Origin of the sequence: Thalassobellus citreus (genome assembly GCF_044385915.1) — a bacterium.
Classification (GTDB): Bacteria; Bacteroidota; Bacteroidia; order Flavobacteriales; family Flavobacteriaceae; genus Thalassobellus; species Thalassobellus citreus.
Map to the genome: position 1 here is coordinate 117,602 of NZ_JBISCC010000121.1, position 20,184 is coordinate 137,785.

General features: G+C 31.8%; 13 protein-coding genes. 8 read left to right on the forward strand and 5 right to left on the reverse strand.

Features of this window, described 5'->3' with window-relative positions; genetic code table 11:
• Nucleotides 1-1,956: a M1 family metallopeptidase gene (locus ACH5TX_RS06665; RefSeq protein ID WP_439338752.1), complete on the reverse strand. Its 1,956-nt coding sequence runs from the start codon at nucleotides 1,954-1,956 to the stop codon at nucleotides 1-3.
• 38 nt (nucleotides 1,957-1,994) lie between these two features.
• On the reverse strand, nucleotides 1,995-3,683 hold the full coding sequence (locus ACH5TX_RS06670; protein WP_439338753.1) for a histidinol-phosphatase HisJ family protein: 1,689 nt from the start codon (nucleotides 3,681-3,683) through the stop codon (nucleotides 1,995-1,997).
• A 219-nt stretch (nucleotides 3,684-3,902) separates the two neighbouring features.
• Between ACH5TX_RS06670 and ACH5TX_RS06675 the strand changes: the two genes are divergently transcribed.
• The 4 genes from ACH5TX_RS06675 to ACH5TX_RS06690 all read left to right on the forward strand — a co-directional run bounded on the left by ACH5TX_RS06675 (nucleotide 3,903) and on the right by ACH5TX_RS06690 (nucleotide 10,138).
• Complete coding sequence (locus ACH5TX_RS06675; protein WP_439338754.1) at nucleotides 3,903-6,440, forward strand: DUF559 domain-containing protein; 2,538 nt, start codon at nucleotides 3,903-3,905, stop codon at nucleotides 6,438-6,440.
• 106 nt (nucleotides 6,441-6,546) lie between these two features.
• Entirely contained in the window at nucleotides 6,547-7,125 is a 579-nt protein-coding gene (locus ACH5TX_RS06680; RefSeq protein ID WP_439338755.1) for a hypothetical protein, read from the forward strand.
• Nucleotides 7,126-7,158: 33 nt separating this feature from the next.
• On the forward strand, nucleotides 7,159-7,740 hold the full coding sequence (locus ACH5TX_RS06685) for a MiaE family protein (RefSeq protein ID WP_439338756.1): 582 nt from the start codon (nucleotides 7,159-7,161) through the stop codon (nucleotides 7,738-7,740).
• Nucleotides 7,741-7,969: 229 nt separating this feature from the next.
• Nucleotides 7,970-10,138: an endonuclease MutS2 gene (locus ACH5TX_RS06690; RefSeq protein WP_439338757.1), complete on the forward strand. Its 2,169-nt coding sequence runs from the start codon at nucleotides 7,970-7,972 to the stop codon at nucleotides 10,136-10,138.
• Nucleotides 10,139-10,284: 146 nt separating this feature from the next.
• On the opposite strand, the gene ACH5TX_RS06695 is transcribed toward ACH5TX_RS06690, so the two are convergent.
• Nucleotides 10,285-11,898, reverse strand: a complete 1,614-nt coding sequence (locus tag ACH5TX_RS06695; protein ID WP_439338758.1) for a thiol-activated cytolysin family protein — start codon at nucleotides 11,896-11,898, stop codon at nucleotides 10,285-10,287.
• Nucleotides 11,899-12,208: 310 nt separating this feature from the next.
• On the opposite strand from ACH5TX_RS06695, the gene ACH5TX_RS06700 reads away from it, so the two are divergent.
• The 4 genes from ACH5TX_RS06700 (at nucleotide 12,209) to ACH5TX_RS06715 (ending at nucleotide 17,572) form a co-directional block, all read left to right on the forward strand.
• Nucleotides 12,209-14,089, forward strand: a complete 1,881-nt coding sequence (locus tag ACH5TX_RS06700) for a tetratricopeptide repeat protein (RefSeq protein ID WP_439338759.1) — start codon at nucleotides 12,209-12,211, stop codon at nucleotides 14,087-14,089.
• 17 nt (nucleotides 14,090-14,106) lie between these two features.
• A complete protein-coding gene (locus ACH5TX_RS06705) occupies nucleotides 14,107-14,526 on the forward strand; it encodes a thiol-disulfide oxidoreductase DCC family protein (RefSeq protein ID WP_439338760.1) in 420 nt (139 codons plus the stop codon).
• A 469-nt stretch (nucleotides 14,527-14,995) separates the two neighbouring features.
• Entirely contained in the window at nucleotides 14,996-16,900 is a 1,905-nt protein-coding gene (locus ACH5TX_RS06710; protein WP_439338761.1) for a DUF4139 domain-containing protein, read from the forward strand.
• Between the two features lie 438 nt (nucleotides 16,901-17,338).
• Complete coding sequence (locus tag ACH5TX_RS06715; RefSeq protein WP_439338762.1) at nucleotides 17,339-17,572, forward strand: hypothetical protein; 234 nt, start codon at nucleotides 17,339-17,341, stop codon at nucleotides 17,570-17,572.
• Nucleotides 17,573-17,606: 34 nt separating this feature from the next.
• Here ACH5TX_RS06715 and ACH5TX_RS06720 read toward each other — a convergent pair whose 3' ends face one another.
• Both ACH5TX_RS06720 and ACH5TX_RS06725 read right to left on the reverse strand, forming a co-directional pair.
• Nucleotides 17,607-18,761, reverse strand: a complete 1,155-nt coding sequence (locus ACH5TX_RS06720) for a sulfurtransferase (RefSeq protein ID WP_439338763.1) — start codon at nucleotides 18,759-18,761, stop codon at nucleotides 17,607-17,609.
• A 6-nt stretch (nucleotides 18,762-18,767) separates the two neighbouring features.
• Nucleotides 18,768-20,093 carry a dicarboxylate/amino acid:cation symporter gene (locus tag ACH5TX_RS06725; protein ID WP_439338764.1) on the reverse strand — a complete coding sequence of 442 codons (1,326 nt, stop codon included), beginning with the start codon at nucleotides 20,091-20,093 and terminating at the stop codon, nucleotides 18,768-18,770.
• Between the last annotated feature and the right edge of the window lie 91 nt (nucleotides 20,094-20,184).

Here is a 20,184-nt window from a genome sequence, read left to right on the forward strand (position 1 = left end):
TTATAGATTTTTCAACATCTCTTTTGCAAATTTTGAAAATTGCCAATTATGATGTTTCGCTGCTTGTTTTAAATTTTCTTTACAATCATCCGCGCAGGAACTTATCCATAATAAATATTGAAACGCATTCCGTCTTATAGCAAAATCGTATTTAGGGCTCGTATAATCGTTTAATTCCTTAAAATAAAGCTCTTTATTCGCTGGCTCAAAATCATCGGTTAATAAAGCTAATGTAAGCCATAGTATTCTAACATTTTTATCATTAAACCCAACAATGCCTTTTGTTTTATTTAAATACTTACTCTGTTTTTCTGGAAAATTATTCCATAAATTAAATAAAGCTGTTTCAATTGTGATATATGATTTATCATTAAGAAGTGATTCGTAGTCCTCTTTTAATTCTAAAGGAATTCTATTTAAAGATTTAGCAATGGCTTGACGTACCTTAAGAGTACCGCTAAAGGTTTTTCTTGTTATATTTTTCGGATCCTGGTCAATGATTTTTATTTTAACTTCATCTAAAACATTAGAGTTTACTAAGAAACTACAGTTAGAACCAATCTGCTTACAGTCAACATCTATATATTGACCAATCTTTTTTGATTCTTTTAGACTTTTTAAAGCCAATTCATAATAAAACCTATCATTCTCCAACCAAATTTCAACAAAATCACTCAAATCCTCCCCACTCGCTTTTTCTACTTCACTAATAAAATCATCTGTCTCTACATTTTCAAATTGGTACTTTTCTAAATAGTTTTTCACTCCTACTTTAAAAGCCTTATCTCCTACTTGTTCTCGCAGCATATGCAACACCCAGGCGCCTTTTTTATAAAAGGTCGTACTACTCGATTTCGGATTTAACAATGAAGTACTCCCTCCCGCTTTATCTTGATCTAAAAGCTCTTGTGCATACTCATACAACCTCCAATAGTAATAATCCTCACCAAAAACGTCGCGTTCGGCTAACAACGCATAATATGTTGCAAAGCCTTCTTGTAACCAATGATGCGTTCCAGAAGTTTCAGTTACCAAATCGCCAAACCATTGATGCGCCAACTCGTGCGCATTTACATTCACATAATTCTTATCTACAAAAGCAATTGAATCAACAACAAAAGCATCAGAAAAAATGGTTGTACTCGTATTTTCCATACCTGCATATAAAAAATCTTTAACAGGCACTTGTTTGTAATTTTGCCAAGGATACGGAACACCAATTTCTTCTTCTAGAAAATCAAACATTTGTTTGGTGTAACGATATGTGGGTTCAAACTTTAACAAATCCTCAGGATAATAATACATTTCTAAAGGAATACCGCTTTTAGAATACTTAATCTTTTTATCGTACTTACCAATAGCTAAAGCTACTAAATAACTTGACATGGGATTTTGCATGTCGTAATGCCATGTGGTTGTTGAGTCGTTTATTTCTTTATCTGTTAATTTTCCGTTAGCTATAACTTGATAATTCTTATCAAATTCAATACTTAAATCAAATTCAATTTTATCGTTCATATCATCAATATTCGGTAGCCAGTTGCTAGTGTACTTCCCTTGACCTTGTGTCCAGATTTGCTTATTTCCTTCTTCATAATCCCAATCAATAAAGTATAAAGATTTTTTAGGTCTAGTTTCCCAAACAATATCAACTTTATGTTTACTATTAGCCTTAAAAGGGTGTTTTATAATAAGTTGTTTTCCATTATATAAGCTACCTTCAAATTGTGCATCTAACTTATATTCGATTTCTACAAAGTTTTTGGCATCAATAAAAACAGAATCTACATCTTTCAGAATTTCAAATTCATAAGAAATTATTCCAGACACTTCTTTTTGGATTAAATCACCAAAAGAAACATCTGCTTTAGCAGTTTTAAAATCAACATACTCGGTTTGCTGAGAAAACCCCAAACATGTTATAAATAAAAAGAAAAGTGTTTGCTTAAATTTCATATTTCGAATATAGCAAACTTTAGACCAAATATTACAAACTAGAAACTATGAAACTCGATTAAATTAGCTTCATAATATTGATTACCCAATTTAGATAATAAATCTCTAATTACATTACTATCACCATCTGTAGCAATAGCTGAATATCCTGTATCATTCAGTTTTCCTAATCGTAAATCTATAATATTAATATGCTTTGAAGCTAAAGCCGACAATAATATCAACAGAACCCCAGGCGCATTATGATGCTTGGTTAAAATAACTTTTTCGCTTAACGCTAAATTTAATTTTACGCCATCCATTTCTAATAAATAAACACCTTCACTGTAGTAATTTGGCATTTTAGCGTTTTCTTGATAAGTCAACTTATTAAAAAGTCCTGCATCTGTACCATTTATAAAATCAATAGCACTTGCAACATTACCATTATCGTTTTCTATAGATAAAAATGCCATAGCTGTGCCATCGTTATTTGATTTCAATCGAGCAGTTTCAACATTTATACCTTCAGACGCCAATGTATTAAATAACGAAGAAATAACACCAGGCTCATCTAAATGCTCAGAAAACAACCCGTTTACTATTTTAGTAGTAAGCTTTGGTATTTCATTTGTAATCGTAATAGACTTCCCCCATTTTCTAATTCTAATAGCATTATAATCACCCATACCTGTTGAGTTTTTATAAATATCAATAAATTCAGAAAAATCGCCTCCAAAAGAAAAATCTGGAATAATTCTTCTTTGATCACTATCTAATCGTTGATTTAACAATTCAATACCCTTATTTAAAACGGTGTATTTCACTTTTAATTGATGGTCATCATAAATAGTACGATTTTCAGGAATTAGTTTAGAGTAACTTACATAGCTTTCATATCCAGCTTCCTGAATATACTCTAAGCTTTCTTTGTAATTCAATCCGTAATAGCGCACATGATGCGTATCTGTACCCACACACACAGGTATTTGAAGCTCATTAGCACGTCTTAAAATACTCTGAACAGGATACACACCAACACCTTTAAACTTACCAGCCATATTTACATCTAAAGACAAATTACGATCTGCAATAAGCTCTAAAAGTGTTCTAAACTTATTTGCTAGCGGGTGTGAGCTTGTTTCAAAATTTACCAAAGCTTCTGGCATATCCACATTCAGTTTTGGCAAATCTATATGACCAATAATTTGAATCATATCACCAAAACACTCAATCATTTGAATCATTTCATTGAAATAGCCATCCCAATAAGCTTCAAGACTTCCTCTAATTTTTAATAACTCAAGTGCCTCTTCTTTAGAACCATCATAGGGTAAGCCTTCTGGCGCAAAATGCACAGATCCAATTACATAATCGGCATCTTCTGCTTGAAATATTTTAGATCTACTCCACTGCAAACCTAGATCTGGTCCCATCCACTCTAACTCAATACCATATTTAATATTAATCTGTCCGTCATATTTTTCACGAAGATTAGCAATACGTTTAGGATAATTTAAGTACGATTTATTTCCTCTAATAAACTTAACGTTAGTATCTCTTTCTGCTATATAACGAAAACTCGTTAACCTAGGAGAATGAATTATAAACGTAATACTTGGGTTGCCAGCCTCAATAGCTTTATCAACTATATCCTCTAACCTATCAATACCATGCTTTACATGATCTTGTTCTGTACCTGCATGAATACCATGTGTTTCCCAAATAAACTCGTTAAGCTTTCTCATCAATCAATATGCTTTTGTTAAATTTTAAAGACCAAATTTAACCATTGAAATAGAATTATTCATTAAAAAGTAATGGTTTTCAATAATTTTTAAAAAGAAATCTTTATTAGCCATAAAAATATCCAAAATCTAAGCTGATATTATGAATTCAATAAAAATAAAAAGTAAAGCTTCTTATTAAATATTAAAATTTTAATGGAATTGCTTAAATTCGCCTCTATGTCTGTTAACCTTCAAACCCCCATAGATTATTTAAAAGGCGTCGGCCCTGGTAGAGCCGATTTACTTCGTAAAGAGTTAGGTATTCACACGTATCAAGACTTATTAAACTTATTTCCAAACAGATATATAGACAGAACACGTTATTTTAAAATAAATCAGCTACAACGCAACAATGCCGATGTACAAGTAATAGGAAAAATAACAGCCTTTAAAGAAGTAGCACAAAAACGTGGTAAACGTTTAGTAGCAACCTTTCAAGATGACACAGGAACTATGGAATTAGTTTGGTTTCGTGGACAAAAATGGATTCGAGAAAACTTAAAGCTTAACACACCTTACGTTGCCTTTGGAAAAACCAATTGGTTTAGCGGAAAGTTTAACATGGCGCATCCAGATTTAGAGCTTTTAAAGGAGCATGAAAAAAATTTGAGAGCTGGCATGCAACCTATTTATCCATCTACCGAAAAATTATCAAACAGAGGAATAAGTAATCGAGTAATGAGTAAAATTATGCAACAATTATTCATTGAAAGTAATGGTAAATTTGTTGAAACATTATCTGACAATTTACTTTCAGAACTAAAATTAATCAGCAAAAAAGAAGCGCTTTTAAATATTCATTTTCCGAAGAATTCAGAGCTACTTTCTCGTGCGCAATCCAGATTAAAATTTGAAGAATTATTCTATATTCAATTGCAATTAATTTTAAAAAATCTAATTCATAAATCAAAAATAAAAGGCTTTCCATTTGAAAAAGTAGACACCTATTTCAACACCTTTTTTTCAACCTATTTACCCTTCGAATTAACCAATGCACAGAAGCGTGTTTTAAAAGAAATTCGTGCCGATTTAGGAAGCAATGCGCAAATGAATCGGCTTTTACAAGGTGATGTAGGTTCTGGTAAAACCATAGTTGCATTCATGTCAATGCTCATAGCACTTGACAACGGTTTCCAAGCTTGTTTAATGGCGCCTACTGAAATTTTGTCAGTTCAACACTATAGTGGATTTATTGAATTATGTAAGAACCTAAATATCAGTATAGAAATACTCACAGGTTCAACAAAAACTTCAAAAAGAAAAATAATTCACGAAGCTTTAGAAAATGGTGAATTACAAATATTAATTGGCACTCATGCCCTACTTGAAGACAAGGTGAAATTCAAAAATTTAGGGCTTGCAATTATAGATGAACAACACCGATTTGGAGTTGCGCAAAGAAGCAAATTATGGAAGAAAGGCCCTCCTCAATCCTCCCATTGGGAGGAAGCAAAATCTATACGCAAAAAGTATATGACAGCACGTCCATCAACCTATAAATTATTAAAAGAACTTCAAGCTGAAAACAAAAAAAACAGCACAGAATCTGAATCTATTTTATGGGAGTGTTTAAGAAACAAAAAGCTAGATTTTAAGTTTAGAAGACAACATATTATTGATGAATTTATAGTTGACTTTGTCAACCTAGAAAAGAATGTAATAATTGAAATTGATGGAGGTTATCATAATACTATTGAACAAAAAGAAGCAGATGCATTACGTACTCAAATATTAAGCGAAATTGGTTTTAAAGTCATTCGTTTTACCAACGAACAAGTTATTGGAGATATAGATAATGTTCTAAACTATATTACGAATTGCTTGGAAAGTCTCCCCTCTGGGGAGATTAGTGGGGCTCCTATCCCCCCACATGTTTTAGTTATGACTGCAACACCAATTCCGAGAACCTTAGCCATGTCTGTTTATGGCGATTTAGATATCTCAATAATTGACGAATTACCACCAGGAAGAAAGTCTATAAAAACGGTTCATAGATTCGATAATAATCGTCTAAATGTTTTTAAATTTATTCGTGATGAAATCTCAAAAGGCAGACAAATTTATATTGTATATCCGTTAATTCAAGAAAGCTCTGCTATGGATTATAAAGATTTAATGGATGGCTACGAAAGTATCTCTAGAGACTTCCCCATGCCCGAATATCAAATCTCTATTGTTCATGGAAAAATGAAACCTACAGACAAAGATTTTGAAATGCAACGTTTTATTAAAGGTGAAACACAAATCATGGTAGCTACTACGGTTATTGAAGTTGGAGTAAACGTACCAAATGCATCTGTTATGATTATTGAAAGCGCAGAACGCTTCGGGTTATCGCAACTACACCAATTACGAGGACGTGTAGGTCGTGGTGCCGAACAGAGCTATTGCATTTTAATGACAAGCCACAAACTGAGTAGCGATAGTAAAACCCGTTTAGAAACCATGGTTAGAACCAATGATGGTTTTGAAATTGCCGAAGTAGACCTACGTTTACGAGGCCCTGGAGATATAATGGGAACACAACAAAGTGGCATTTTAAACCTAAAAATAGCCGATATTATTAAAGACAATGACGTACTACAAAGCGCCAGATATTATGCTAAAAAGATATTACAACACGACCCTAGCTTATCTTTAAAAGAAAACGAAGTTATACTTAACACTTACATATCCTTAGGAAAGTATAAAAATATCTGGAATTACATAAGCTAATATATTCACTCCATTGCAAAAACATGATATAAAAAAAATAAAATATTAACATTTTAACCAAGCAACCTTTAACAAAAACTTACATCTACAAACAAAAGTCTTTATTATGAAATTACTTTCCTTCTTAACTATGCTAACTATTTCTCTTTGCGGTGGCTTATGCTGTCCTCCCGAAGATGATTACACTACAATTAACATAGAAAATAATAATATTGTTAAAATTGAAAATAATCAAGATACTTTTAATTTAGGAGAAAAAATCTATATAACCACGATAATAAAAAATCAACAAACCTCTGTAGACAATCAAACATTACTACTAACAGATTACCTTGACACCACTAATAACGAAGCATACATATACAACTCATTTACACTTTACAAAGAAACAAATTTCAACACCTTATCTATAATACCAATTAATAATGATGTTTTAGAAATTATAACTGGAAACGCAACAGTAAACAATGAATATATTCAAGTAGAAAGCCCATATAATAGTAATACATTTACAAGTAAATTTAGTATCACCCTACTAGAATCTGGCACATTTTATTTATCTGGAAACGGCTACAACAACGCTGTATACTTTGATGTAAATACAAACGGAAAAGAATACATATCCATATCTTCAGAAATCATAAATTCAAACGATAACAACTACTATAAGTTTACTGTTAATTAATAATAATTACCTTTGCTTCTAAAAAAAAAGCACATGCTTGGATTAAAATTAGCAACCGACCCACGTTGGGTAAACATTGTAGAGTCAAATATTGAAGAAATTTTAACCGACCATGCATGGTGCGAGCAAAAAGCAGCAACAAATGCCATAACTATTATTACACTAAACTCCGAACATACCGATTTAGTGACAGATTTACTAGCACTTGCCAAAGAAGAATTAGAGCATTTTCAAATGGTGCACGATATTATTAAAGCACGTGGTTACAAACTAGGCAGAGAGCGTAAAGATAGTTATGTAAACGAGCTTTATAAATTCATGAATAAAGGCGGAAACCGCGTACAATGTATGGTTGACAGACTCTTATTCTCTGCCATGATTGAAGCGAGAAGCTGTGAACGTTTTAAACTTTTATCTAAAGAGATAAATGACCCAGAACTTTCTAAATTCTATCACGATTTAATGATTAGTGAAGCTGGACATTACACAACTTTTATAGGTTTTGCTAGAAAATATGGTCAAGAAGTTGATGTAGACAGACGCTGGCAAGAACTTATTGATTTTGAAGCTGAAGTGATTCAAAACTACGGAAAATCTGAAACTATACATGGTTAAAAAAAAAAGCCCAACCAAATGATTGAGCTTTAATAACCGATTGTTGTTTGATTGATAATCATTTGATTAGCAATATATAAACAAAAACCACCCAAAGCTGTTATTGTTTTGTTAAACAAATTTGTAAAACTGTTAATTAACATTTTACAAGAAGTACCTATCAGCTTCAACACTTCTCAAAGAGAATATGTAACTTTGCGTTTCTTATTTTAAGATTTCAAACAAAAGAATGATACACATTCACGAAAAAACATTACAAGATTTAGAATTTCCTACCGTTTTACAACAGGTAAGCGACCATTGCGTAACTCCACTAGGAAACGAAAAAGCATTACAAATTTTACCTTATAAAACTAAGGATGAATTGCTTTTTGCTCTAAAACTAACCAACGAATATTTATCGTCTTTTTATAATGACAATAGAATCCCAAATCACGGATTCGACAGTATTACCAAAGAATTAAAATTACTACGCATAGAAAACACTTATTTAGAGGTTCACAGCTTAAAAAAAATAGTTTCTATTTCACTAACATGTAATGAGATAGTCACCTATTTAAAAAAGTTTAAAGAATACTATCCAGGATTAAACGATCATGCGTTTTATATAGAAGTTACCAAAGTTATTATTGATAAGGTTGACAGCATAGTCGACCGTTTTGGAGACATAAAAGACAATGCTTCAAACTTACTTTTCGATTTACGTCAAGCTATAAACCAAATAAAAGGTAAAATTAATGCCAGTTTTTCGAGTGCATTAAACCAATATCATAGCTTAGAATATTTAGATGACATTCGCGAATCTGTAGTAGAAAACAAACGCGTACTCGCTGTAAAAGCCATGTACAGACGTAAAGTAAAAGGTTCTATTATGGGAAGTAGTAAAACAGGCAGCATTGTTTATATCGAGCCCGAAGCGACGCTTCAACACTCCAGAGAACTTAATAATCTAGAATTTGAAGAAAGCGAAGAAATTAACCGCATCTTAAAAGAAGTTACTAATTTTATTCGTCAGTTTTTACCATTACTAGAAAAGTACCAAGCCTTTTTAATAGATATTGATGTGATTTCCGCGAAAGCGAAATACGCACGTTCCATGAACGCAATTCTTCCTGAAATATCAGAAAGCAAAAGCATGTTTCTTCGCGACGCCTACCACCCTTTATTGTATTTAAACAATTTAGAAAAAAAAGAAACCACCTTTCCGCAAACCATAGAACTAAAAGACGATAGCCGAATTATAGTCATTTCAGGACCTAATGCCGGCGGGAAAAGTATCACCCTAAAAACTGTTGGCTTATTACAAACCATGATTCAAAGCGGGATGCTTATACCCGTACACGAGCGCAGTAAAGTCTGCTTGTTTGATAAGGTTTTAAGCGACATTGGAGACAACCAATCCATTGAAAACCATTTAAGCACATACAGCTACCGTTTAAAACAAATGAATTATTTCTTAAAAAAGTGTAATAAAAACACGCTTTTTTTAATTGATGAATTCGGAACAGGAAGTGATCCTGAATTAGGTGGTGCATTGGCTGAAACATTTTTAGAAGAGTTTTATCATCGTGAAGCATACGGTATTATTACCACGCACTACTCCAATTTAAAAATATTAGCCAACGAGTTACCATGCATGCTAAATGCTAACATGTTGTTTGATGAGCGTACTTTAGAACCCTTATTCAAACTCGTTATCGGTCAAGCCGGAAGTAGTTTTACTTTTGAAGTTGCTCAGAAAAACGGTATTCCATACAGCTTAATAAATCGCGCTAAAAAGAAGATAGAACGCAGTAAAGTGCGTTTTGATGCAACTATTGCCAAACTTCAAAAAGAGCGTTCTAAACTTGAAAAAACAGGACAATCGTTAAGGCAAAGTGAAAAGAAAAAAGGAGAAGAAGCCGATAAACTTGAAGAAATTAACACCAAAATTCAAAAAAAACTAGAAAGCTACCAAGAATTATACGATAGCAATCAACGCCTCATTTACTTAGGACAAAAAGTAAACGACATTGCCGAAAAATACTTCGAAAACAAGAAAAAACGCGAATTAATGGGCGAACTTTTCAAATTGGTTCAAATTGAAAATTCTAAACGTAAAAAAGTTTCCGCGAAAGCAAAAAAAGCTATTAAAGCTAAAGAAAATCAAGTTAAGCAAGAGGTTGAAAAGAAAGTTGAAGTTATTAGAGTCAAGAAAAAAGAAGCCAAGAAAAAAGCTATTGAACAACCTAAACCCAAAGCTATTATTAGAATTGGAGACCGCGTTAGAATGGAAGATGGTAGAGCGATTGGCACTATTGATAAAATAGAAAAAAACAAAGCCGTTGTTAATTATGGCATGTTTACAACAAATGTAAGTATTGACCAACTAGAATTGGTTGAGGCTATGAAGAAATAAGTAAAAACACCCGAAAGAAACTATTTAAGAATCACTTTTGCTGATAGAATGACAACTTTGAGATAAAAATAACAGCCAACACCAAGTTGTTGAATCTACAACTTTAGGTGCCGACTGTTTCCACTCTATCTTAACTAACTCATAATCTATTTACATTTAAGTCGGGTGAATGTTAAATCGAGCCCCCAAATATTAGTAGATGCCCTATAGCAGCGTTCCCAGTTACCTGATTCTTGATGTACATAACCATAAATGTTATGGTGATATGAATCCTTATAACCATTTTTCTCTTTTTCTTCAACCCAAATTTCAATATCATAAGCACCTTGAGGCACAATAATTTCGGTTATAGACCCCGAGGTCTCATTAGCAATCCAACCATAAACGTAGTCATTTTTGTTAATTGGTAACAACTGAGTTGGCAGGCTATTTTTTGTCTCACGTTGAGGCGCATCTGGTAAATTATTCTTAAAAGTAATCCCCACTCTAAAGTCTTTTTTAGTATCATTAATAAACTGCAACGTTGGATGTACACGCCCTGATGTATTACAATTCGTAGCCTTATAATCTGTAGCAAACCCCATTTTGGCAATGGTATTATCTTTTAAATATCGTACTGTATACGCAATAGGAACACCTGGATTAGTTCTACTGTAAATAGCATTTTCCTCTCCTTTTATTATTTTATCTAAATCACCAAAATTCCTAGCAGATACTAACTCTGCTGTATTAGCAGCATTACCTCCTATAGCAAATGTTTTTATACTCGCTTTTTCTAATATATTTTGAACTCTTAGCTTTGTTTCTAAATCTAACGAATTTTTACCCGCAGCATAACCAAAAGCCGCCTCTAAATCACTATCTGAAGCTTCTACAGAAGTCTCCATTCTAAACATTATAATACGACCATAACTAACGTTGTGAATATAAGCTGGCGGACTACTAGAATCAAGAATACCTTCAATTTCTGATAACGATACACTTTCATGAAACACATCAGAAGGTTTTAATGGTTGATCCATAGTAATATTATAGAACACTTGCTTATAAACCATCATAGCTACTCTTTTTTCGCTAGTAGATTCATAATCAAATTCGCTTGAAACTGTATTACCAGCCCAATCGGCGTTTAAACCTAATTCTAAACTCATTTGCTTTTTAGAGTACAACGTTGTTGCGTCTGATTTTGAACTTGACGGATTAACATAACCATCCTGATAGGCATTGGCGTTCCACCATTCTAAAGCCTTATCAATTTCGCTATTTACATTTGAGTTTTCAGCATCTACAACTACAAAAGTTCCGGCATCTCCAATCCCTGGCAGATCTACTCGCAAGGTTAATGGAGCTCTTTTAACTCTCAGCGATGTTGGAAGTCCATTCCGTAAAGAGGCATCTCCTTTTACTAATGCCCCAGGCCAGATAACGCCCTTATTAGGATCTAATACGGGAATATCCTGAAAATTTGTTTTTAAGTTATATTCCGTGGTTGTACAATTGGTTGATGTGTTTTTTCCATAAACATCTACATTTTCAGAGGTTTCTTCACCTTTTGTTTTTAGTACCGCTTCCCCTTGGGTATCCAAAGCACCCAACAGTTCATCAGCGTTATAATTTAAACTCTTTAAATAAGCATCTATATTTTCAGTTTTTTGAGGAGCCCCCTCAACCGATTCATCTTTACTACATCCATAAACCAATACAAATGCAAAAAGAAAGACATAAATAATTCTTTTTAATCTTAATAGCTTTGTTTTCATAATTTCTAATTTTTTGTGATTCAACAGTTCAAAACTAGATATGAATACAAGTGAAAACTAATTTTTGGCATGGACAAAGTATGGACAACCATACAAAGAAGTATCATTAACTAACATGGACTAGAATAAAAATCAGCAAAAACAAAACCACCCTAAAACACTACATATAAGTTATTTAAATAAATCTCAGTCTTTAAACTTCTCAAAAAAGGTATAGACTAATTATAGATAAATCAATTTTTAAGCAATTAACAGAATGCTATTTTAATTAATAAAAAATCTATCTTAGTAAAGCCAAAATATCCTTAACATGAAAAATTTATTAGGAATTATTTTTATTTTATTTTTAGTAAGCAATTTTACAACTGCTCAAAATCAAAAATATATTGACAGTTTAAAAAATGACTACAATACAATGCCTGATACTTATAAAAAAGTACAAACATCAGCAAGATTATTTTACGCAGAAATATATACTAACCCGAAAAAAGGAGCAGTTCACGCAAAGAACTGTATTAACTTATCAAAAAAGATTAAATATAAATCGGGCGAAACTGTTGGTCATTTCCACTTAGGAGTATATTACGATTTAATACATAATATTGACTCATCTGAATACCATTATAACAAAACCTCTGAGTTAGCTAAAAAATATAATGATAGTGTAATGCTTCCAAAAGCACTATCTGTTTTAGCAGGAATAGCCTTAGAAAAAGGTGATTTTAAAAAAGCTTTAGAATTACGTAATGAGTCTTCCAAAAAGTTTATAGCAAATAAAGATTATTTAAGTTATGGAGTTAATCTTGGCAATAAAGCAATAATATATACTGAAAAAGGAGACTATAAATCAGCTATAAATGAAAGTCTATTTGCCTTACGAGTTTTAGACACAATTGATAAAGAAACTTATAGAAAAGCAGATATAAACTCACAAATAGGAGATATAGAAATACGAAGAAAAAATTATAATGAAGCTTTAAGGTATTACAATAAAGCGTTAAAGGTTTATTTAGAATTAAATGACAACATTTACGTAAGTAATTCATATCTGAACATTGGAGATACCTACATTAAACTTGATAATGAAATTAAAGGTAAAGATTTTTTAGAAAAAGGGCTAAAAATCGCAAGAACCCATAATATAAAAGATAATATTTATAAATCACTAACAGCATTATCAACGATATACAGTAATGAAAATAAATTTAATAAAGCACTATCCTACCTAAAGGAGAGTGAAGAACTTAGCAAAACTGAAAGTAATTCAACAGACTATTTATATGTTATTACAGAAATAGGAACTGTTTTAAGCAAAAAAGGAAATCATAATCAATCCTTAAAATATTTAAACCTAGCAGTAAAAAAAGCAGATTCATTAGATTCTAAATACCAATTAAAAAATGCATATTCAGCGAGAGCGAATGCACAGGAAAGAGCAGGCAACTTAAAAAGCGCCTTAAAAGACACAAAAAGTTTTATTTCCGTATCAGATAAAATAGACAATAATTTAATATCAAAACAAATAGAAGAATTAAAAACAAAATATGAAACCGAAAAAAAAGAAGCCGAAATTGCTTTGAAAAATGAAGAAATAAAAACCCTCAACCAAGAAGTAGAAATTAGCAATTTACGCAAAGGACTTTATGCTGGAGGCATGTTTACATTTGTTGCTATTTCTGGACTATTATTCTTTAGCTTTAAACAACGTGAAAAAAAGAATAGAATTGCTCGTGAAAAACAAGAAGCCATATATCAACAAGAATTAGCTTTCAAAAAGAAAGAATTAGCTTCACAAACCTTACACCTAGTTCAAAAAAACACGTTTATTCAAGAGCTTAAAGAAAATTTAGAAAAGATTAAAAAATCGCCAGAATTGTTTAAAGTAGAATTTAGGCGTTTAGTTATGCTCCTAAAAAAAGAAAGTGCCGAAGATAAAGATTGGGAAGTATTTAAAAGCTATTTCTCTGAAGTGCATAATAACTTCGATCACAAACTAAAAGCAATCTACGAAGACATAAGCGAAAAAGAAATACGACTGGCTTCGTTTTTACGCATGAACCTTTCTACCAAAGAAATAGCCTCCATGTTAAACGTATTACCAGATAGCGTTTTAAAGTCTAAATATCGACTTAAAAAGAAACTTAATTTGGATAAGGAAACCGATTTAAATCAGTTTTTAAGTGATTTGTAAAATCGTATCTTTACACAATGAATTTTGGAGTTCCAAACCACAAAAAATTAATCCTGTTTGATGGTGTTTGCAACCTCTGTAACAGTAGTGTGCAGTATGTAATTAAGCACGACACAAAGAACCTGTTTCTTTTTACCGCTTTACAAAGCGATATTGGACAAGAAATTATTAAGAATCACAACATAGACACTCATAAAATAGACTCTATCCTAGTATACACACCAAAAAAAGGCATTGATTATAAATCTACAGCGGCTTTAAAAATAGCACACCAATTAGGGTTTCCACATAATTTAATGTCTGTGTTTTTTATTATTCCAGCTTTTATTAGAAATTGGGTTTACGATTATATAGCTAAAAACCGATACAAATGGTATGGCAAAAAGGATGCTTGTATGATTCCTACACCTGAATTGAAGAGTAGATTTTTAGAGTGATTTTAGGGCGCATCCCTATTGGGTCAGGCTTTACACTATATCTTTTTTATACTAAACTTGTTTCAGCACCTTATCTACTGCAGTACTCTGCATTATAAATAGTTTTTCTTTTCAATCTTATTACTTGTATAAAAAAGGATGCCGTTTCAATCCCTTGCGCACTTGCTCGCTGCAACAGTAAACATAACTAAAGGCATTTGTTAAACCTATCATCTATTCATCTTTAATAATTTGTAAATTATGTAATTTCTCCCTGCGTTCGAAATGACGCATAAATTATAATTAACACACGTTAGTCATGTCGAAATGAGGTACGATTGAGACATCGCAAAACCATATAATCTTGAGCACAAGAAAACCAAACTAACTCTAAAAGCCACTTTACGTTTAAAAGAGTACACTTTACTCATTATAAGTTTTACACTTAGTATTGATACGATAGTTTTATTAAAAATTAAAACCATCTATCATGAAAAATCTATTGTTTTTATTCCTATTAGCTACAACTATTAGCTTCTCAACAAACCAAAAACCAACAGCTACTTCTATTAATGAAGTTACAGTTTATGTTAACGGCGCTCAAATTACTAGAACAGCAAACGTTAAACTTCCTATTGGGACGACCACATTTAAATTCGATAAACTCTCTCCTAATATTCAAGAAAGTAGCATTCAAATTTCAGGATTAAAATCGGCTTCGGTTTTATCAATAAATTACGGCATTAACTACCTATCAAAGCAAAACAAATCAGAAGATATTGAAGCGCTACAAAACCAAATAAAACTATTAAACGACAACATTCAATTTGAAACAGATTTAATATCTGGTTACGAAGAAGAACTAAAAGTAATTCATGATAACAGGCATATAGGTAACGACAATCAAGCAGTAACTCTAGAAAAACTACAACAATTTGCCGATTATTACCGAAAACGCATAACTAAAATCAAAAATTTAATTTACGCATCCTCAAAAAAGAAACAAGAATTTAGCAAACAAATAACAGACATACAAAAGCAATTAGCAGAATTTAATATAGACGACAAAATACAAACTGGTGAGATTACAGTAAAACTCAACACCAATCAAGCAAGCGAGTTAAACTTAATTATAAAATATAATGTAGATAATGCTGGATGGTTCCCGATATACGATATTAAAGCAAACCAAATTAATGCTCCACTACAACTTAACTATAAAGCGCATGTATACCAAAGCACAGGAAACGACTGGAACAAAATAAAACTAACACTATCAACAAACGACCCAAACACGAATAACGAAAAACCAGAAGTAAACCCGAAATATTTAAATTTTATAAGTAAATACAGTAACTATAATAGCTCGAGAGCAACAAAAAACTATAATTACAAGTACAATCCGTTTATTCAAACAGTAAGTGGTATTGTTACAGATGAGTCAGGTTCTCCTTTACCAGGTGTTAATATTGTAATTAAAGGCACTAGTAAAGGAACACAAACCGATTTTAATGGCAAATACTCTATTCAAGTTAGCGGTGGTAAAGAACTAGTATATTCTTTTTTAGGTTTTAAAACTGAATCCCTACCGATTCATTCTAGTGTTATAAATCTCAGTTTACAAGAAGATGTTGCAATGTTAGAAGAAGTTGTAGTTGTTGGATACGGAACACAGAAAAGGGATGATTACACAAGTAGCGTATCTTCTATCAAAATGGAAACTAAATCCAATAATTACGGAAGCAAAAAAGAAAACTACACCTCCAATGGCGATATTATTGAAGAAGGTATTACCAACCAAAGGTTCGAAATTAAGAAACCATATACAATTCCAACAAACGGAGATATTACGGTTATTGAAATCGACAAATACTCTATTCCTGCAAGCTTCTCTTATTTTACAGCACCTATAATTAATGAAAATGTGTTTTTAACTGCTAAAATGGGCGATTGGGAACAATACAATTTACTACCAGGAGAAGCTAACATCTACTTTGAAGGCAGCTATTCTGGTAAAACCAATATTAATCCGCAAGCCACAACAGATAGCTTAACCATTTCTTTGGGAGTTGACCCAAATGTAGTTGTAAAACGAAATACCATCAATAACTTTAAGAAAAACAACTTTACAGGAAGTAATAAAATAATAAACAAAGCTTTTGAAATTGAATTAAAAAATAACAAACAATCGACTATAAGTTTAATATTGATGGATAGAGTTCCTGTGAGCCAAAACAAAGATATTAAAGTAGATGACATTGAAACTGGCACCGCCGAATACGATTCTAAAAAAGGATTGCTAGAATGGAAATTAAACCTCAAACCTAATCAATCTAATACATTCAAAATATCTTATACTTTAAAATACCCCAAATACAAACGGGTTAATTTATAAACTATAAAAGAAACCTCTAAGTTTTATTAAACACTTAGGGGTTTTATTTGATTTAACTATTAACCTTTAACAACTCAACTAGTTAATTATGAAATTTCTCCCTGCGTTCGAAATGACTTATAAATTATAATTATCACACGTAAGTCATGTCGAAATGAGGTACGATTGAGACATCTCATAAAACACATAATCTTTATTCTAAAAAAACCAATACATACCACCTTACTAATTATAAAAAATTTATATATAAATATTGTATTACATATTGATTTATAAAATTTAAAAACTCTAAATTCGTTTATCTGTAGATATAATTAACCTGTACTGAGTGAAGTCAAAGTATTGAAACAGATTCATAACTTAATCCTTACTCTCAATTAAAAAGAATGAATACTATAAAACTACAAATAGCTTTATTTATTACTGAATTACAACAAAATGATTATAGAACAAGAGCAAAAATTTAAAGAAGTACTTTTTAAATTAGAAGGAAAAATTAATGAACAAAGTTTTTTTAATAAGTTCTTAGAATTGTACCCAGAAGTTTGGAAAAAGCATAAAATTATGTTTTCAAATTTTAAGAAAAGCAAACAATTTGGACAAACAATTCCGTTACCAAGACCTGAAGTTTCTTTACGAAAAGAGATTAGGATATGGCTACAAAAACAATAAAACGTTTAGAAATTTTATTTTGCAATAAACTATACTACTTCAGAACCTTCTTCAAATGACTATAAATCATTTGCTCCATTGGGTCATAGTCACCATCTGCAAAAGCCATCATTTTTATATCAGCAAATAAATCTGCCAGATCATTACGATAATAATCATGTGCTTTTACTGCTTCAATAATTTTTTGAATACTTTGATAGTCATTATCTTTTTCAAATTGCTCACTTACGCGTTCGTAAACATCCTTATCAACCCTACTTAAAATATACGTTGTCTCTTTTTTTGATTCATTCAAATCTGAATTTGAAACATATATTAATATATAGGCTAACAATTCATCCTTTGTCCATGTTTTTGAATTTTCCATATTTCCTGTTGTTAAAGTTCCATATTCTGTCCACGAACCATCATACACGGAAATATTATTATAACCCGAAATTTCAGCTCCTAAAGCCAACACACAGGCAGTAAGACCAGATCCGCAAGAAAAAATAATAGGTTCATCTTTAGTCGCAAGCTCTTGAAAAATTTTTTCTAAATCTTCTTTAGATTTTAAAACACCATCTTCTAACAAATTAGTAAATGGTAAATTAACCGAATTTGGTATGGTTCCCATACGCAAACCTTCACGAGGTTCTGGTATTGTACAATTAAAGCGTCCTGCTGAGCGTGCATCAATAATGGTATATGTCTTATTTTTTGAAGCTATTTTAACATCTTCAAAAAACTTCATGGTTTCTGGTTTATGATTTAAAATAAAATCACCTGTTACACCTTCATAAGTTTTCATGGGTTCAACTTCATATTCAGCTTTTAACCATGCAGGGAATCCGCCATTCAAAACAGCGACGTTGTTGTACCCAAAAGCTTTAAACAACCACCAAACACGTGCGCTAGAATAAATACCTTTATCGTCGTAAACCACAATAGCACTATCGGTATTAACACCTAGTTCTCTTGCAGATTTTTGAAATTGTTCAGCCGAAGGAAACGCACTAGGAAACGGATTTGACACATCACTAAATTTCTTTTTTATATCGAAAAGACGTGTATTGGGTATTTGTTTTAATGAAGCATCAAATATTTTATTAATCGTGCCATCTAATACAACTAAATTTTCAGCATGTATGTTTGAATACAACCACTCTACGGTGACTATTGGCGATTCAATATTTATATTAGAATTCATAAAAAACTATTTTACAGCTTCATAATTATCATCCCATTCTTTAGGCTTTGGCTCATGTAATTTTCCTAACGACTTCGCAACTATCATAGAAACTGTAGCATCTCCTGTAACATTTACAACCGTCCTACACATATCTAAAGGTCTATCTACCGCAAAAATAAGTGCTAAACCTATTGGTAATAATTCAGATGGAAAGTCAATAGATTCTAAAACAATAACCAGCATTACCATACCTGCACTTGGCACAGCAGCACTTCCTATAGACGCTAATAATGCCGTTGCAACAATTACTAATTGATTTGTAAAAGTTAAACCTTCAGGCCAAATAACCTGCATAATAAACACAGCAGCAATACCTTGATACAAACTAGTTCCATCCATATTTACGGTAGCACCAACTGGCAATACAAAACCAGACACTTCTTTATCGACTCCTAAATGCTCTTCTACACGTTCCATAGTTACAGGCAATGTTGCTGCACTAGAACTTGTTGAAAATGCCAAAAGTTGCGCTGGACTTATTTGTTTTAAAAACCACATTGGTGATTTTTTGGTATACACACTCACTAAAAGTAAATAGAACCCTATCATAATAATTAAACCACCCACCACACAAAATGCGTAATAAAGTAACTTGATTAAAATCTCTACATCATCAAAAGCAATTATAACATTGGCCAATAAAGCAAATACAGCGTATGGCGCAAAAAGCATAATTAAATCGACCATTTTCATGACGACTTCATTAAGCGAATCGAAGAAATCGACTAAAGGTTTGGCTTTCTTTTCACCTATTAGTAACAAACAAATACCAACAAAAATGGCAAAAAAGATAACCTGAAGCATAGATGCTTCGGCAAAGGATTTAAAAATATTACTTGGAAAAATATCGACCAACGCCTGTAATGGTCCTGCTTCTTTTTGAGCCGATGCTTTAGTAAGTTTATCCATTACTCCAGCATCGTTAGCATATTTTAATTTAATTTTCTCAATAGTATCTTGAGGCATCCCATCGCCTGGTTTCAAAGTATTTACAATGGTTAATCCTATAATAATTGCCACAAGTGTTGTTGAAATATAAATACCTATGGTACGTAAGCCCATCGATTTAATTTTAGAAATATCTTTTAAATCGGAAATACCTTTTATTAAAGAGGCTAGAATTAAAGGAACTGCAATAAGTTTAAGAAGATTAATAAAAATGGTACCGAAAGGTGAAATCCAATCGGATATAAAACCTTTTCCGCCATCAACGTTATTCATAATAAAACCAAAAATGATTCCGAGAACCATTCCTATAATAATCTTCCAATGTAATGCTAGTTTTTTCATAGAGTTGCTCCTAACCTCTCCAAAGAGAGGAATTAGTTAGTTTTTAAATTATGAGAACAAGATAAGTATTAAGCTATAAAGAATAAATTAA

Excerpts from the sequence above, each read along its gene's own strand:
- ACH5TX_RS06690 (WP_439338757.1), top strand. The coding sequence starts at position 7,970 with ATGATACACATTCACGAAAAAACATTACAAGATTTAGAATTTCCTACC.
- ACH5TX_RS06705 (WP_439338760.1), top strand. The coding sequence starts at position 14,107 with ATGAATTTTGGAGTTCCAAACCACAAAAAATTAATCCTGTTTGATGGT.
- ACH5TX_RS06670 (WP_439338753.1), bottom strand. The coding sequence starts at position 3,683 with ATGAGAAAGCTTAACGAGTTTATTTGGGAAACACATGGTATTCATGCA.
- ACH5TX_RS06725 (WP_439338764.1), bottom strand. The coding sequence starts at position 20,093 with ATGAAAAAACTAGCATTACATTGGAAGATTATTATAGGAATGGTTCTC.
- ACH5TX_RS06700 (WP_439338759.1), top strand. The coding sequence starts at position 12,209 with ATGAAAAATTTATTAGGAATTATTTTTATTTTATTTTTAGTAAGCAAT.
- ACH5TX_RS06720 (WP_439338763.1), bottom strand. The coding sequence starts at position 18,761 with ATGAATTCTAATATAAATATTGAATCGCCAATAGTCACCGTAGAGTGG.
- ACH5TX_RS06665 (WP_439338752.1), bottom strand. The coding sequence starts at position 1,956 with ATGAAATTTAAGCAAACACTTTTCTTTTTATTTATAACATGTTTGGGG.
- ACH5TX_RS06695 (WP_439338758.1), bottom strand. The coding sequence starts at position 11,898 with ATGAAAACAAAGCTATTAAGATTAAAAAGAATTATTTATGTCTTTCTT.
- ACH5TX_RS06680 (WP_439338755.1), top strand. The coding sequence starts at position 6,547 with ATGAAATTACTTTCCTTCTTAACTATGCTAACTATTTCTCTTTGCGGT.
- ACH5TX_RS06715 (WP_439338762.1), top strand. The coding sequence starts at position 17,339 with ATGATTATAGAACAAGAGCAAAAATTTAAAGAAGTACTTTTTAAATTA.
- ACH5TX_RS06710 (WP_439338761.1), top strand. The coding sequence starts at position 14,996 with ATGAAAAATCTATTGTTTTTATTCCTATTAGCTACAACTATTAGCTTC.
- ACH5TX_RS06675 (WP_439338754.1), top strand. The coding sequence starts at position 3,903 with ATGTCTGTTAACCTTCAAACCCCCATAGATTATTTAAAAGGCGTCGGC.
- ACH5TX_RS06685 (WP_439338756.1), top strand. The coding sequence starts at position 7,159 with ATGCTTGGATTAAAATTAGCAACCGACCCACGTTGGGTAAACATTGTA.